We start from the raw sequence: 15,361 nt of genomic DNA on the forward strand, positions 1-15,361 counted from the left end.
GCTGCGCGGCCCACGCGCCGCGGCCCGCCGCGCTCCCTGCCAACCGTGACGGAGGTTTCCATGGGCGCAGTCCCGAGCTACGAGTTCGCCCGCCAACTCGACGACGCAATCCTGCCCGAACTGTGGCGCAGGCGCACCCGGCTCTCAGCGGACGAAATGGTGTCGATGGTCGAACTGGTCAAGCGCGCATTGCGGACCTACCACCCGCTCGAACTGCAGGCGCTCGGCGAGGACAAGGAAGAACTGGTCGCCCAGTTCATCTATGCGAAGGTGCTGCGCCTCGCGCCCGGCCACACCGAAACGAACGCATGCGCCGACAGCGCGCCGTCCAATAGCTACGCGGTGTGCGCGTATTTCCGCCGCTATCTGATCGACTGCCTGCGCAGCGCGTCCCATCAGCGCAACGTGTCGATGGAGACCGAGGGCGTCGCGCAGGAAATCGATCTGCACGCGCATGCGCTCGAAGACCCGGTGCAAAGCGTGCTGCTGCAATACGGCCTCGATGAAGAGTGCGTACGGCGCGCGGCGCGCGAGTTCATCGAAGGGCTCGACGAACCCGAGCGGATCGTGCTGGCCGGCAGCCTCGGCTGGTGCTCGGAAGGCAAAGGCGGGCTTTCGGCGGTGGCGGCTCAGCATCGGGTGCCCTCCTATCACTATCGCGCCGTCAAACTCGGCGTCACCATGAAAAAGACGGCCGGCGCCGAGGAATTTTCCAACACCAAGATCGGCCGCTGGCTCACCGATGTGCTCGGCATCGAGATCGACGTCGACAATCGCGCGGCGATTCTGGTTGCGCTGAATCTGCTCGCGGCGGAATCGAGCGAGAGCGAATGCAATGAAGTGGCCGCCTAATAATTCGGACAACCAACAGGCCACATAAGAAGCGTGGCAAGAGCGCATGCCCGACCGGCCGGGTACACCCGGCGACGGCCGGCCGGCCATGCCGCCCTGAACCTCGCACGCTACGACCTCGGCGCGCCCTCCACGGCGCGCTTTTTTTACGCCCGCTTTTTTTGCGGCGATATTCCGCCTACGATAAAAAAGCTGCCGCAGCACACCGTCTTTGTTCCGAAGTCGAGCTTCCGTTCCCCGCATCCGATTCCAGACGAGGTGGTCCTGATGAACCGCTTATCGAGCGCGCCGACGGCGCTGCAACGGCATTACGAGGTGGTCGTGATTGGCTCGGGCTACGGCGGCGCGATCGCCGCGAGCCGCATGGCGCGCGCGGGCCGACGCGTGTGCGTGCTCGAGCGCGGCCGCGAATTCATGGCCGGCGAGTTTCCGCGCACGCCCGTGCAGGGCGTCGAGCAGATCCAGTACAACACCGCCGAGGCGCAGATCGGCTCGCCGCTGGCACTGCTCGAAGTGCACGTGAACGAGGACGTCAACGCGGTGGTGGGCTGCGGGCTCGGGGGTACGTCGCTGATCAATGCGAACGTCGCGCTCGAAGCCGATCCGCGCCTGTGGGACGACCCGCGCTGGCCGGCCGCGCTGCGCGCGGACAAAGCCGGACGCGACGACGGCTATGCACTCGCCCGGCAGATGCTGTCGCCGTCGCCGGTGCCCGACGATTTCCCGCCTCTGCCGAAGCTGCAGGCACTCGAAAAATCGGCGCAGGCGCTCAACATGGCGGACCGCTTCAGCCGTCCGCCGATCACGGTTACGTTCAAGGACGGTCCGAACGCGGCGGGCGTCGAGCAGCAGCGCTGCGTCGGGTGTGGCGACTGCAACTCCGGTTGCAACTACGACGCGAAGAACTCGACGCACATGAACTATCTGCCCGACGCGGTCGCCCACGGCGCGCAGATTTTCACCGGCGCGGCCGTGCATTCGGTGCTGCGTGATCCCGACACGCAGCAATGGAAGGTCAACTTCCAGCTCGTGAAGCTAGGCCGCGAAAGCTACGATGCGCCCGATCTGTTCGTGCTGGCCGATATCGTGATCGTCGCGGCGGGCACGATCGGCTCGAGCGCGCTGCTGCTGCGCTCGCACGACGCGGGCCTCGGCACCTCGGAGATGCTCGGCCAGCACTTCACCGGCAACGGCGACGTGCTCGCATTCGCGTACAACACGAAGGACACCATCAACGGCGTCGGCTGGGGCGGGCACAAACCAGGGCAGATTCCGCCGGTCGGGCCGACCATCACCGGCCTGATCGACAATCGCGCCGACGAGAAAGACGTCAGGAATGGCTATGTGATCGAGGAAGGCTCGCTGGCCGGCGCGGTCGGCGACGCGCTCGTCGGCATGCTCGGCTCGGTCGCGCCGCTCGAAGGCGTGGATCCGGCCGGCCCACCGTCGCTGCTGGAGCGCATGGCCTACGACGCGCGCGCGATCGAAAGCCTGATCCGCGGCCCGTACCACGGCGCGCTCAATCACACGCAAAGCTATCTCGTGATGGCGCACGACGACGAAGACGGCCGCATCACGGTCGGCGACAAAGGCCGCCCGCGCATCGTCTGGAAAAACGCCGGACGCCAGCCGATCTTCCAGAGCATCGAGGAGGTGCTGATCGAGGCGACCAAACCGCTCGGCGGCAAATATCTGCGCAACCCGATTTCGACGAAGATCGCCGGCCGGCGCACCGTGACCGTGCATCCGCTCGGCGGCTGCGGCATGGGCGAGGACGCCGCGCATGGGGTGGTCGATCATCAGGGCCGAGTATTCAGCGGCACGGCCGGCGCCGCGGTGCACGACGGCCTCTACGTGATGGACGGTGCGGTGATGCCGATGTCGCTCGGCGTCAATCCGCTGCTGACCATCTCCGCGCTCGCCGAACGCAATTGCGCGCTGCTGGCCAAAGCGCACGGCTGGACGATCGATTACGCGTCGAAGGGCACCGCCGCCGCGCCGCCAGAGCAGAAGATCGGCCTGCGCTTCACGGAGACGATGGTCGGCACCTACACGCCCAGCGTGGCCGGCGCAGCCGCGAAGAGCCCAATCGAATTCACGCTGACGGTCGAGTCCGACGATCTCGCCGACATGCTGAGCAACCCGAATCACCTCGCGCGCACCGCCGGCACGCTGACCTGCCCCGCCCTGTCCGCGCAACCGCTGACGATCAGCGACGGTACGTTCAACCTGTTCGTGGTCGACCAGTCCGACGTCGACGAGCGCAACATGAACTACCGGATGACGCTTGCCGCGGCCGAAGGCAAGACCTGGTATCTGACCGGCAAGAAGATCATCACGCGCACGTCGCCGATCAATCTGTGGGAACAGACCAACACGCTGTATGCGGAGATTCGCGTGTCGGCGCAGGACGATGCACCCGTCGTCGGCACCGCGACGCTGATCATCACGCCCGAAAACTTCCTGAAGCAGCAGCGCACGCTCGAAGTCACGCACGCACCCGACCTGAAGACGCGCCTCGAATGGACGCTGAAGTTCGGCAAGTTCTTCGCCGGCGTGCTGTTCACCGAATACGGCGGGGTGGCCGCGCCGCTGCAGTTCTTCGATCCGCATACGACGCCGCCGCGCGCGAAACGCACGCTACGCGCGCCGGCGCCGCAGATCACCTACTTCGACACACCCGACCGCACGCGGCTCAAGCTCACCCGCTACTTCGATCCGGCCGCGGGCAAAGCTTCGAAACCGATCCTGCTGATCCACGGCTCGGGCGTTTCGAGCCGCATCTTCTCGACCGATCTGATACCGACCAATCTCGTCGAATATCTGTACGCGTCGGGCTACGACGTATGGCTCGTCGATCTGCGCGTCAGCATCGAACTGCCGAGCGTGCTCGTGCCGACCAACGTCGACAAGGTCGCGCGCGAGGACATCCCCGCCGCGGTCGCGAAGATTCGCGAACTGACCGGTGCGCCGAACATTCAGGTACTCGGCCACTGCCTGGGCGGCCTCTCGCTCAGCATGTCGCTGCTATCCGGACTCGAAGGCGTGCGCTCGGCGGTGATTTCGCAGGTGTCCGCGCATCCGGTGCCGGGCACCTTGCAACGGATCAAGGCGGGCTTGCATGTTCCCGACCTGATGCAGCATCTGCGCATCCGCGACCTCACCGCCTATACGCAGGAAGATTCCTGGCCCGCGAACCTGCTCGACGAAGCGCTGCGTCTCTATCCGCTCGATCACGGCGAGGGCTGCGGCAATCCGATCTGTCATCGCGCGACGTTCCTGTATGGCCTGCTCTACGAGCACGACAAGCTGAACGAGACACTGCATGCGAACCTGCAGGAACTGTTCGGCATTCACGACATGGAAGTGTTCCAGCATCTGGCCACGATGGTGCGCGCGGGCAAGGTCGTCGATGCGCGCGGCGACGACGTGTATCTGACCGGCGCGGACGGTATGCGAGGACTCGAAGGCATGCGTCTGCCGATCGGCTTCATTCACGGCGAGAAGAACGAGGTCTATCTGCCGGCCAGCACTTTGCGCACTTACGACCTGCTGCGCGAGCGCTTCCCCGAGCAGCCGTACGAGCGGCATCTGATTCCGGGCTATGGGCATATCGACTGCATCTTCGGCAAGAACGCGGCGGTCGATGTCTATCCGCTGATCGTCAGCTATCTGAACGCGCACTGACGGCGCGGCCTTGCCGATGCGCCACGCGTTATCTGCGCGTGGCGGGTTCTCGTCGCGCGGTCGTTCCGGTATGGTTGCGGTTGCGCATCGATCCCCCTCGCCCTCTGCAACCATACCGATGAAGAAATTCTTTCTGGCCTTGTTCACCGCCGGACTGCTCGGCAACGGCGTCGCCGCCACGCAAGTACAGGCAGCGGAACTGCACGTCATGACTTCGGGCGGCTTCACCGCCGCGTATAAAACGCTCGGGCCGCAGTTCGCCGCGTCGACCGGCAACACGCTCGACACGATCCTTGGGCCCTCGATGGGTCAATCGCCCGAAGCGATTCCGAACCGGCTCGCACGCGGCGAGTCGGCCGACGTCGTGATCATGGTCGGCTATGCGCTCGACGATCTGATCAAGCAGGGCAAGGTCATTCCCGATTCACGCGTGGAGCTGGCGGATTCGCGCATCGGCATGGTCGTGCGCGCCGGTGCGCCAAAGCCTGACATCAGCACTGTCGAAGGCCTGAAGGACGTGCTGTTGCGTGCGAAGTCGATCGCCTACTCGGATAGCGCGAGCGGCGTCTATATCCAGCGCGAGATGTTCAAGCGGCTCGGCATCGAAGATCAGGTCGGCCCGAAGGCGAAGATGGTGCCGAAGATCCCGGTCGCCTCGGTGGTCGCGAGCGGCGAGTATGAAATCGGCTTCCAGCAGGTCAGCGAATTGCTGCCGGTCAAGGGCGCGACCTTCGTCGGCAAGATTCCGGAGTCGGTGCAATCGGTCACGCGCTTCGCCGCGGGGATTCCGGTCAACGCGCCGCATCCGCGGGAAGCGAAGGCGCTGCTCGATTATCTGGCGTCGCCGGCCGCGCAAGAGACGGTTCGTGCGACCGGGCTCGATTCGATCGCCGCGCATTGACCGCTAGGGCGGCGCACGCGCCGCCTCGTCAGCATCAGAACAGCTTGCCCGGATTCAGGATGCCGTGCGGATCGAGCGCATGCTTGATCGCGCCCATCGCGGCAAGCTCAGCCGCCGAGCGTGAAATCGGCAAGAACTCGCGCTTAAGCGTTCCGATGCCGTGCTCCGCCGACACCGACCCGCGCAACGGCCCCAGCATCTCGTAGACGAACGCGTAGACCGCGTGATGATCGACACCGGGGACCGAATGGCCATCGACGGTCAGATGCAGATTCGAATCGCCGATATGCCCGAAGAAATACGCTTCGTTGCCGGGCCAGCGCTGATCGAGCGCCGCGCGACAACGGTCGACGAACCTGCCGATCTCGCCGATCGGCAGACTCACGTCGAAGTTGATCGGATCAAGCTTGACCGGAAACTCCGCGGTGCACTCGCGGATCGCCCATAGCGCGCGCGCGTCGGCAACCGACTGCGCGATCACCGCGTCGCGCAGCGCGCCCGCCTCCAGCGCATCGGTCAGCGCTTGCGCGAAGCGCTCGCCAGCGTCGTCGGCATCGAAGCCCGCGTGTTCGATCAATGCATACAGCGGATGCGCGGCGTCGAACGGCGAGCGCGCGCCGGTCAGCTTCACGCCGAAATCGTAGAAGTCCGGCCACATGATCTCGAACGCGCCGATGTCGTTGCCGAAGCGCGTCGCCAGACGCCGCAACAGGCTCACCGCGGCATCGTAGTCGTCGAGCGCGACGAGCGCCGTATGACGCGCCGCGCGTCGCGGATGCAGTCGCAGCACCGCGCGCGTGATCACGCCGAGCGTGCCCTCCGAACCGATGAACCAGTGCTTCAGGTCATAGCCGGTGTTGTTCTTGACCATCTTGCCGAGCGAGCTGAGCACGTCGCCATTCGCGAGCACCACTTCGAGACCGAGCACCTGGTCGCGCGCGGTGCCAGACTGGATCACCCGATTGCCGCCCGCGTTGGTCGCCAGATTGCCGCCGATCTGGCACGAGCCGCGCGCGCCGAGATCGAGCGCGAGTTCGAAACCCGCTTGCTCGGCGGCTTCTTGCGCAGTTTGCAACGTGGTGCCCGCACGCACGGTCAAGGTGGCCGACGCCGCGTCGAGTTCTTCGACGCCGCTCAGGCGTTCGAGCGACAACGCGATATCGTTGGCGCGCGCGATCGCGCCGCCCGCGAGTCCCGTCATGCCGCCTTGCGGCACCACCGGCTGATGCGCGGCGTGGCAGATCGCGAGCGCACGCGATACTTCGTCGGTCGTGCGCGGCAGCAGCAGCGCCGCCGGACGCGTCGGCTCGTGGCGCGTCCAGTCGGTCATCGCGCGTTCGCCGATCTGATCTCCAACGCGCACCGCGTCGGCGCCGAGCGCGGCGCGCAAGGCCTCGAGTGTCGCGGCGAGCGGCGCGCTCGCGGTCTGAGTCGTGTTGTCTTCAGTGACGCTCTGCTCTGTCATGCCAGGAGTTCCTTACTGTGCGGTAGCGGCGAGTTTCTTGCGATAGCCCATCGAATCGTTGATGCGGCCGAGGATATAGTCGCCCGCGGCGACCGGCTGATATTTGCTTTGCGCGTCGCTCGCGCCGAGCTCGCGCGGATCGACGAGCGCGCCGTAAGTCGGATCGTAGAACGTCGCGATCGAATAGCGCTCGCGCCCCGATGCATTGATCACGCGATGCAGCGTCGAGCGGAAACGGTCGTTGGTCCAGCGCGCGAGCAGATCGCCGACGTTCACGACGAAGCTGCCTTCGACGGGCGGCGCCTCGACCCACGTATCGTTGGCGATTTCGCGCACCTGCAGGCCGCCGACCTGATCCTGCCAGAGTAAGGTGATGCAGCCGTAGTCGGTATGCGGTGCGACGCCGAACTGATCTTCATCCGACTGCGGCGGCTGCGGCGGGTAGTAGACCATCTGCGTGCGCTGCATCCGCTTCGTGTAGCGCGGCGCGAAGAAATTTTCTTCGATGCCGAGACTCACCGCGACCGCGCGCAGCAGGTCGGCGCCGCACGCGCCGACCGCGTCGTAATAGTCGTACAGCACCGGTCGCAACCCGGGCATGAAGTCCGGCCAGTTGTTCGGCCCACGCAGCGCCTGCCCCGCCAGCACGTCGGGATCGTCTTCCGGCAGTTCGAGGCCGATGCTGAAGAACTCCTTGTAATCGGGCCGCTTCGCCTGGTACATCGTCGCGTCGCCGAGCGCATTGAAGCCGCGATGCCGATGATTGACCGCCGCGCGGCGCTTCGTGTCGACCGGAAACGCGAAGAAGGTGCGCGCGGCCTGCGCGGCAGCGTCGATCGTCGCTTGCGGCACGCCGTGATTGACGATGTAGAAAAACCCGATCGTCGTACACGCTTCATGAATTTCCTTCGCGACGCGTCGCAGCGCCTGCTGATCGCCGGCGCGCACGCCGGCTAGATCGATGATCGGAATGCGGGTCACGGGCATCGCGCTGCTCCTTCGAGGGTCGGTATTGCAGTGGTATATACCGCCAAAAGCGTCGCCGCAAGTTGCTTCGCGCTACTCGATATAAGGGCTTTTCTCTACTCACGCGAGCATTTATTTTTCGCCGGAAACGCGGTATATACTGCCCAACAGGACCCGCAACTCGCCAGCGCCGCGGCGGGTCCAGAACAAAGACTTCAACACGCCGGCAACCCAACACCAATTCGCCCCCGGAGAATCCCATGCGTATCCTTGCAGGCTGGAAATGTCGTCTGGTCATGCTGGCGCTGTGCGCGGCAAGCGTCGCCGCGCACGCCGAAGACCAGCTCGCCAAAGTGAAGAAGGCCGGCGAACTGGTGGTCGGCACCGAAATGCAGTTCGCTCCATTCGACTTCCTCGAGAACGGTCAGCAGGCCGGCTTCAACAAGGACCTGTTCGCGGAGATCGGCAAGGAGATCGGCGTCAAGGTGCGCTTCATCGATCTGCCGTGGCCGAGCGTGCTGCCCGGTCTCGAAGCGGGCAAGTTCGACATGGTCGGCGGCCCGCTGACGGTCACGAAGGCGCGCATGGAGCGCTACACGTACACGCTGCCCGTCGCCGATGCAACCGACGCGCTGCTCAAGCGCGCGAACGATGCGTCGTTCAAGCAATCGTCGGATATCGCCGGCAAGACGGTCGGCGCGGGCAAGGGCACCGCGCAGCTCGACCAGTTGAAGAGCTACGCGGGCACGCTGCCGAAGCAGCCTGAAATCCGTGAGTACGTCGACAACAATCAGGCGTACGCGGACCTCGCGGCGGGCCGCATCGCCGCGGTCGCGAACTCGATGACCAACATCGCGTATGTCGCGAAGCAGCGCCCCGAGATGTTCGCGGTCGTGCAGCCGCCGTTCGGCGCGAAGGTGTACTTCGCGTATGCGTTGCGTAAGGACGCCGACAGCAAGCCGCTCGCCGACGCGTTCAACGCCGCGCTCGTGAAGATGCAGAAGGATGGACGCCTCGCCGCGTTGCAGAAGAAGTGGTTCGGTGTCGCGATGGAGATGCCTGCGACGATGCCCACGCCGAATTACTGAGCGTCTCTAACGTGGGCGTCACGCGTCGCGCAATGGTTTCGCCGTAGCGTAGCGCCGCGCGCGTCGCCCTTCCTGCTCCTTCGACCGCGATCCATGTTCAACACGACCGTCTTCGTTCAGGGCCTGCCGCTGCTGCTGCACGCGGCGCTCGCCACCGTCGGCATTTCGCTGACGGGGCTCGCGATCGGCTTCTTCGTCGGCATCGGCGTGTGCACCGCGCGACTGTCGCAGCATCGCGCCGCGCGGCTCGCGGGCGGCGCCTACGTGTTCTTCTTTCGCGGCGTGCCGATGCTCGTGCAATTGCTGCTTGTGTACTACCTGCTGCCGTTCGCCGGCATCAACGTGTCGCCGATCGTCGCCGCGATCAGCGCGGTGTCGTTGTGCTCGGCGTCGTATATCGCCGAAATTCTGCGCGGCGGGTTTCTGAGCATTCCGCCCGGACATCTCGAGGCCGCGCGCATGCTTGGGCTGTCGCCGCTCGATACGCTGCGGCGCATTCTGGTGCCGCAAGCATTCCGCTTGACGCTGCCGTCGCTAGTCAACGAAATGGTGCTGCTGATCAAGGCGTCGTCGCTGATCTCGGTGGTCGGTGTCGCCGAGTTGACGCGCACCGCGCAGAACATCGCCGCGAGCACGTACCGGCCGCTCGAAGCGTATGTCGCGGCCGGGCTCATCTACTTCGTGATCTGCGGTTCGCTCGCGCTGGTCGCGCATGCGGCCGAGCACCGTTTGCAGCACGCCTGAATCGACTCACATTTAAGCGAACCTCGCCATGCAAACGTTCGACCCGACCGTCATCACGCACAACCTGCAGCCGATCGCCGCCGGCCTCGCGACGACGCTCGGCAGCTGGGCTGCGGGCGTCGCGATCGGTCTCGTGATCGGCTTTCTGATCGCGGTGCTGCAACTGTTCTGCGGACGCTGGCTGCGCGCCGTGCTGCGCGTCTACATTGAACTGCTGCGAGGCACGCCGTTTCTCGTGCAGCTGTTTCTGCTGTACTACGCCGGCCCGTCGATCGGTCTCACGCTCGAACCGATGACGGCCGGCATCGTCGGCCTCGGTCTCTACGGCAGCGCGTATTTCGCCGAAGCATTCCGCTCCGGCTTCCAGTCGGTGCCCAAAGGCCATCTCGAAGCGGCGTCGTGCCTCGGGCTCACGCGCTGGCAGGCGATCCTGCGCATCCAGGCGCCGCAAATGCTGGTGCTGATCGTGCCCGCGCTGACCAATCTGATCATCGTGCTGAGCAAGGAAACCGCCGTGCTGTCGATCGTCACCGTGCCCGAACTGACATTCGTGCTGACAGGCATCGGCTCGGCCACCTTCGCTTTCGTCGAAACCCTGCTGGTGCTGTGCGTGTGCTACCTCGCGCTGGTCGAACTCACCTCGCGCGCGGGCATGTGGGCCGAGGCCCGCCTCGCACGCTTCATGGCATGATTCCGGAACACCTATGAACGCCATCGCCGACATGCCCTCCTCCGCGCAATCCGCCGCGCCGTCCGCCAGCGCAACGGCGAACGCACCGAATGCCGCGCCGCTGATCGAAGTGCGCGATCTGCGCAAACGCTTCGGCGACGTCGAGGTGCTGCGCGGCGTCGATCTCGAGATTGCGCGTTCGGAAGTGGTGTGCATCATCGGGCCGTCGGGCTCGGGCAAGAGCACGCTGCTGCGCTGCCTCGCCGCGCTCGAGACCTACGATCACGGCGACGTGCGCATCGAAGGCGAACTGCTCGGCTATGCCGAGCGCAACGGCAAACGCGTGCGCGCCTCGCAGGGCGAAATCAACCGCGTGCGCCGCAACGTCGGCATGGTGTTCCAGCAGTTCAACCTGTGGCCGCACATGACCGCGCTCGGCAATGTGATGGAAGCGCTGCTGCGCGTGCGGCACCTGTCGTCCGACGAAGCGCGCCGCCGCGCGAACGCGATGCTGGAGACGGTCGGCCTCGCGCACAAGGGCGACGCGTATCCGGCGAAGCTGTCGGGCGGTCAGCAGCAGCGCGTCGCGATTGCGCGCGCGCTCGCGATGGAGCCGCACATCATGCTGTTCGACGAACCGACTTCCGCGCTCGATCCGGAGCTCGTCGGCGAGGTGCTGCAGGTGATGAAGCAGCTCGCGCGCGACGGCATGACGATGGCCGTGGTCACGCATGAAATGGGCTTCGCCGCGCAGGTCGCCGACAAGGTCGTGTTCATCGATCAAGGTCGCATCGCCGTGCAGGGCAAACCGCGCGACGTGTTTCACGATGCCGCGCAGCCGCGTCTGCGGCAGTTTCTGCAAAACTATTTCGACCGCAATGCGTTCTGGACGCGCGGCCCCGACGACACCCAGCCGCTATGAGCACCACCGTTCGCCACAAGCCTCACGGCAAATCCCCCGCCGGCGCGAGCAGCGCCGCCGCCAAAATCGCGCGCGGCAGCGACGACGTGCCCGCCGCGCGCTACGAGCAGGTCAAGCAGCACATCCGTCAGATCATCGACTCGGGCGAGCGCCAGGCGGGCGACCGCTTGCCTTCGGAGCTCGACCTCGTCGCGACGCTCGGCGTATCGCGGATGACGGTCAACCGCGCGCTGCGCGAGCTTGCCGATGCGGGGCTCGTCACGCGCGTTTCGGGCGTCGGCACTTTCGTCGCGCCGAACAAGCCGCAGTCCACGCTGTTGATGATCGCCCATATCGGCGACGAGATCCGCTCGCGCGGCCACGCGTATCGCTGCGACATGGCGCTGTTGCAGCGCGAGACCGCGTCGGTCACGGTGTCGAACGCATTGGGACTGGCGCCGGGCGCTTCGGTGTTTCATGTGATCTGCGTGCATCGCGAGAACGGCCTGCCGGTGCAGCTCGAAGATCGCTATGTGAATCCGGCAGTCGCGCCGGATTTTCTGCAGCACGATTTTTCGGCGCTGAAGCCTTCCGAGTATCTGCTGACGGTGGTGCCGATGCACGATCTCGAACACGTGGTCGACGCGGCGCTGCCGACGCCCGCCGAAGCCGAGCTGCTCGAAATCCACGCCGAGGAACCCTGCCTGACGCTGACGCGCCGCACGTGGACGAGCGGCGTCGCGGTGACGTTCGCGCGCTTCGTGCATCCGGGTTCGCGCTACCGGCTCGGGTGCCGCTTTTCACCGAATACGTCGCAGCGCCAAGGCTGAAGCGCGCGGCAAGAAAACGCTACACGGTCCCCGCCAGATGAAACCGCGACGCCGGATGCCATAGCCGCACCGACGTCGCGACGTTCTCGCCGACCCACGTGCGCCGCCACAGCAGCAGACACGGTTCGCCGATATCCATCATCAGATGACGCCGCACATAGGCGTCGGGCTTTTGCGCATAGATGCGAAACTCGGCGCGCTGCACCGGTGCAAGTCGCACCATGTAGTGATTCGGCGTTTCGACCGAAAAGTCCTGCTGCAGGTATTCGGGGAACACCTTCGGATTGACGAAGCGGTCCTCGTACTGGATCGGCTCGCCCTCCTCGCTGTGCACGATGCACGAATGAAACGCGGGACCGCTCGCGAGACCGAGCGCTTCGAGCGCGTCGGCGTCGTCGCTCGGTTCGAGGGTCAGCACGCGTGCCGAATGACGATGACCGCGCGCGGCGATTTCATCGGCGATATTGCGGATCTCCAGCACCGTCGATTCATACCGCTGCGGCGCGACGAAGGTGCCCGAACCTTGCACGCGCGTGAGCACGCGTTCGGCCGTCAGCTCGCGCAGCGCGCGCGACACCGTCATGCGCGCGACGCCGAACTCCTTGACCAGCTCCGTTTCGGAAGGGATCAACCCGCCCGACTTCCATGCGCCTTCGCCGATGCGCTGGAGCACGTAGCGTTTGATCTGCTCGTAGGCGGGCATCGCCTTGACCGGCGTGTCGCGTTCGCGTTCGGCGGAATCCTGATTCTGCTCGGACTGTGCGGCGGGTGTTTTGTGCGCCTGTGTAGTTGTTTTCACTCCAAACCTCATCGGTGGTTCGCCGGTGGTACCTGGGGTACACCGTGGCCGGTTCTCCGGCGGCCGGGCCCAATCTTACCCGGTTCGACCGCGGCGAGACCACTGGGACGCGCTACCAGATGTACGGCACGAAACGGTAACGCACGCGAGCCATGTATTGCGTGTAGCCATTCAGTTGCCCAGCGAGCAGCCGCTCTTCGCGCACCGCGCGCCAGCCCATGCCGTACGCCATCAAGGGCAGCGCGACGAGCCCCCACCACGAGCCGAGCATCAGCGGCGTGCCGACGAAGAACACCAGCGCGGCCGCGTACATCGGATGACGGACGTACGCGTAAGGACCAGTGTCGGCGACCTTGTGTCCGCGGCTCGCCTGGATTTTTACCACCGGCGCGGCGTAACTGTTCGCGCGAAATACGAAGCGGCACATGAAGATGCACAGGAACACGCACAGCGCGCCGAAGCCCCTCAGCCACAACGGCAGCGGCGCGGACCAGCGAAACCGCATCGCGTCGAAGCCCATCAGGATCAGCCAGCCGCACCACGCGGATCCGATCGCGACCATGAATACACGATCCCAGCGGCTCTGCTGCGCCTGCACGAACGGCGCGAGCCGCTCCGCGAGCAACGCGGGATCGTGACGCGCAAGCCACAAGCCGAGCCACAAGCTCAATACCGCCAGCTCGAGCAGAAACCACCACGCGGCCGGCCACGCGAGCGTGCCGGCCGCGCCGAACAGCAGCACGGCCATGAACGCCAGCCACGCCAGCGATTGCAGGATCAGACGCGTGACCATCGCGGCTCCCTTGTGCGCACAGCTTATGCGGTCTGCTCGCGCATGCGCACGCGCTCGAACACATCGGCGATATCAATGTCCTCCAGGTTCACGCCGAAGCGCTCACGCAGACAGTCGGCGAGTTCGGCGGCGCTCGCGAGGCGTCGTTCGCTGACGATCTGCCCTTCGCCGTCACGCTCGTTGAACTGATCGTTGAAGAGCGCGAGGCGCAACTCGGGCAACACGCGGCACGCCAGCAGATTACTCACGAAGATCGAATCCGGCGACGTCGACGTGTACCAGTTCGAGGTTTCATAGTCGATCCACTCGACTGCGCGCAGATCGACGTGATAAACGCGCGTCCAGCTCTCGTCCGGCGCCAGCACCTCGAGATAGACGGTGTCGTGCCCCGCATTGGCGAAGCGGAACGTGCCGAGCGGAATCGGCTGCGCAAGGCCGGCGGTCAGGCGCAGCGGGGCGGTCAGCGTCACACCGCCGAAGCCGACGTCGGCGATCCATTCGGCGCCGTCGATATCGACGCGCAGCACCATATGCGTACGCGGCGAGATCGCGCCGGGCTCGCGGCCCCACACGACGCGCGCGAGCATCGGCGTGACCTTGAAGCCCAATTGCATCAGCACGTTCGCGAACAGAATGTTCTGCTCGAAGCAATAGCCGCCGCGCTTTGCGGTCACGAGCTTGCGTTCGATGGCTTCGAGCTCGAGTCTGACGGGCCGGCGCGTCAGCGGGTTCAGGTTCTCAAACGGGATCGCGGCGGGGTGAAGCCGATGAATCGCCCGCAGCACGTCGAGCGTGGCGGCGCGCGGGCCCTGATAGCCGATGCGGGCGAAGTAGCTTTCCAGATTGACGGAGTGGGACATCGGCGGAATTCCGGTTGGGTTGCGGGTTCGACGCGATCATAGCGGCTTTCGACGCTGAATCGACCGCGCATGGAGAGGCGCAAACTCGCCTACATCCCTTTCAACGCCGACGTCGCGATCGACGGCACCGTAATGCCGTGGCTGGACGCGAACTGCACGGCCGAGCTCAGCGTCGACATCAGCGACTGCAACTGCCCCGGCGCCGACTGCGCAATATACGAAGCGCTTTGCGCGGTCTGCGGATTGAGGCCGGATTGCAGCAGCGACGACGGGCTCATCTGACCGATGCTGCCGAGCCCCGACTGCAAGCTCGAATACTGGCTCACGCCCTTGCCGAGCGACGACAGCCCATCGGTAAATGCTTGCTTGTTGACCGGCGTCGCGGATGCGCCGCCACTTGCATGATTCGCGAACGCATCGGTCAGCTTCTGCGACAACGACTGCTGCGTATTGCCGACCTGCGTCAACTGACTGACCGACGGCGTGCCGCCGCTGAGCAGTCCGGCCGCCTGCTGCGCCTGGCCGGCCGCACTCGTCATGCCCATCGCCGACGCGAGGCTCGACTGCCCGCTCAGGACCTGCTGGTTCGCGCCCACGTAGCTCTGCAAAAGCTGCGACACCCCACCCGACGATGCACCGGCTCCAGCCGCGCTATCACCGCCCCCGCCGATGCCGAACTGCTTCAGATTCAACTGCGCGTGCGCGGCGCCGCCCAGCAACAGACCGCCGCTCGCCAGCAACGAAACCAGAAGAATGCGCTTGCTCATTTCGACCTCCTTACTTTGACTTTCGGGGTTACTCGTGC

The 15,361-nt window shown here is 65.4% G+C and carries 14 protein-coding genes; 8 read left to right on the plus strand and 6 right to left on the minus strand.

All coding sequences use genetic code 11. The features are described from left to right. Positions 1–60 precede the first annotated feature (60 nt). From EVC45_RS24915 to EVC45_RS24925, 3 genes are all read left to right on the plus strand, one after another. Positions 61–852 (plus strand): hypothetical protein, encoded by a 792-nt coding sequence (locus tag EVC45_RS24915; RefSeq protein WP_129960896.1) that lies wholly within the window; start codon positions 61–63, stop codon positions 850–852. A gap of 267 nt (positions 853–1,119) precedes the next feature. After that, entirely contained in the window at positions 1,120–4,539 is a 3,420-nt protein-coding gene (locus tag EVC45_RS24920; protein WP_129960897.1) for an alpha/beta fold hydrolase, read from the plus strand. A gap of 118 nt (positions 4,540–4,657) precedes the next feature. Beyond that, complete coding sequence (locus EVC45_RS24925) at positions 4,658–5,440, plus strand: substrate-binding domain-containing protein (protein ID WP_129960898.1); 783 nt, start codon at positions 4,658–4,660, stop codon at positions 5,438–5,440. 34 nt (positions 5,441–5,474) lie between these two features. On the opposite strand, the gene EVC45_RS24930 is transcribed toward EVC45_RS24925, so the two are convergent. Together EVC45_RS24930 and EVC45_RS24935 are read right to left on the minus strand one after the other, a co-directional pair. After that, a complete protein-coding gene (locus EVC45_RS24930) occupies positions 5,475–6,905 on the minus strand; it encodes an FAD-binding oxidoreductase (RefSeq protein ID WP_129960899.1) in 1,431 nt (476 codons plus the stop codon). Between the two features lie 12 nt (positions 6,906–6,917). Beyond that, complete coding sequence (locus tag EVC45_RS24935; protein WP_129960900.1) at positions 6,918–7,892, minus strand: isopenicillin N synthase family oxygenase; 975 nt, start codon at positions 7,890–7,892, stop codon at positions 6,918–6,920. A 239-nt stretch (positions 7,893–8,131) separates the two neighbouring features. Between EVC45_RS24935 and EVC45_RS24940 the strand changes: the two genes are divergently transcribed. The 5 genes from EVC45_RS24940 to hutC (EVC45_RS24960) all read left to right on the plus strand — a co-directional run bounded on the left by EVC45_RS24940 (position 8,132) and on the right by hutC (EVC45_RS24960) (position 12,104). Then, entirely contained in the window at positions 8,132–8,959 is an 828-nt protein-coding gene (locus tag EVC45_RS24940; RefSeq protein WP_129960901.1) for a transporter substrate-binding domain-containing protein, read from the plus strand. Positions 8,960–9,052: 93 nt separating this feature from the next. Further along, complete coding sequence (locus EVC45_RS24945) at positions 9,053–9,703, plus strand: amino acid ABC transporter permease (RefSeq protein ID WP_129960902.1); 651 nt, start codon at positions 9,053–9,055, stop codon at positions 9,701–9,703. Between the two features lie 28 nt (positions 9,704–9,731). Further along, entirely contained in the window at positions 9,732–10,394 is a 663-nt protein-coding gene (locus tag EVC45_RS24950) for an amino acid ABC transporter permease (protein WP_129960903.1), read from the plus strand. A 13-nt stretch (positions 10,395–10,407) separates the two neighbouring features. Next, positions 10,408–11,295: an amino acid ABC transporter ATP-binding protein gene (locus EVC45_RS24955; protein ID WP_129960904.1), complete on the plus strand. Its 888-nt coding sequence runs from the start codon at positions 10,408–10,410 to the stop codon at positions 11,293–11,295. Continuing rightward, a complete protein-coding gene (gene hutC, locus EVC45_RS24960) occupies positions 11,292–12,104 on the plus strand; it encodes a histidine utilization repressor (RefSeq protein ID WP_129960905.1) in 813 nt (270 codons plus the stop codon). Before EVC45_RS24955 ends, hutC (EVC45_RS24960) begins: the two co-directional genes overlap by 4 nt. Before the next feature lie 19 nt (positions 12,105–12,123). On the opposite strand, the gene hutC (EVC45_RS24965) is transcribed toward hutC (EVC45_RS24960), so the two are convergent. The 4 genes from hutC (EVC45_RS24965) to EVC45_RS24980 form a co-directional block, all read right to left on the minus strand. Continuing rightward, complete coding sequence (gene hutC / locus EVC45_RS24965; protein WP_129960906.1) at positions 12,124–12,903, minus strand: histidine utilization repressor; 780 nt, start codon at positions 12,901–12,903, stop codon at positions 12,124–12,126. Positions 12,904–13,015: 112 nt separating this feature from the next. Then, the gene (locus tag EVC45_RS24970) at positions 13,016–13,696 is read right to left on the minus strand and encodes an isoprenylcysteine carboxylmethyltransferase family protein (protein ID WP_129960907.1); all 681 of its coding nucleotides are present in this window, start codon (positions 13,694–13,696) and stop codon (positions 13,016–13,018) included. A gap of 23 nt (positions 13,697–13,719) precedes the next feature. After that, positions 13,720–14,556, minus strand: coding sequence for an arylamine N-acetyltransferase (locus tag EVC45_RS24975; RefSeq protein ID WP_129960908.1), 837 nt, complete (start codon positions 14,554–14,556; stop codon positions 13,720–13,722). A gap of 89 nt (positions 14,557–14,645) precedes the next feature. Continuing rightward, positions 14,646–15,323 (minus strand): hypothetical protein, encoded by a 678-nt coding sequence (locus EVC45_RS24980; RefSeq protein WP_129960909.1) that lies wholly within the window; start codon positions 15,321–15,323, stop codon positions 14,646–14,648. Positions 15,324–15,361 lie beyond the last annotated feature (38 nt).

Origin of the sequence: Paraburkholderia sp. UYCP14C, assembly GCF_004197395.1 — a bacterium.
Taxonomy (GTDB): domain Bacteria; phylum Pseudomonadota; class Gammaproteobacteria; order Burkholderiales; family Burkholderiaceae; genus Paraburkholderia.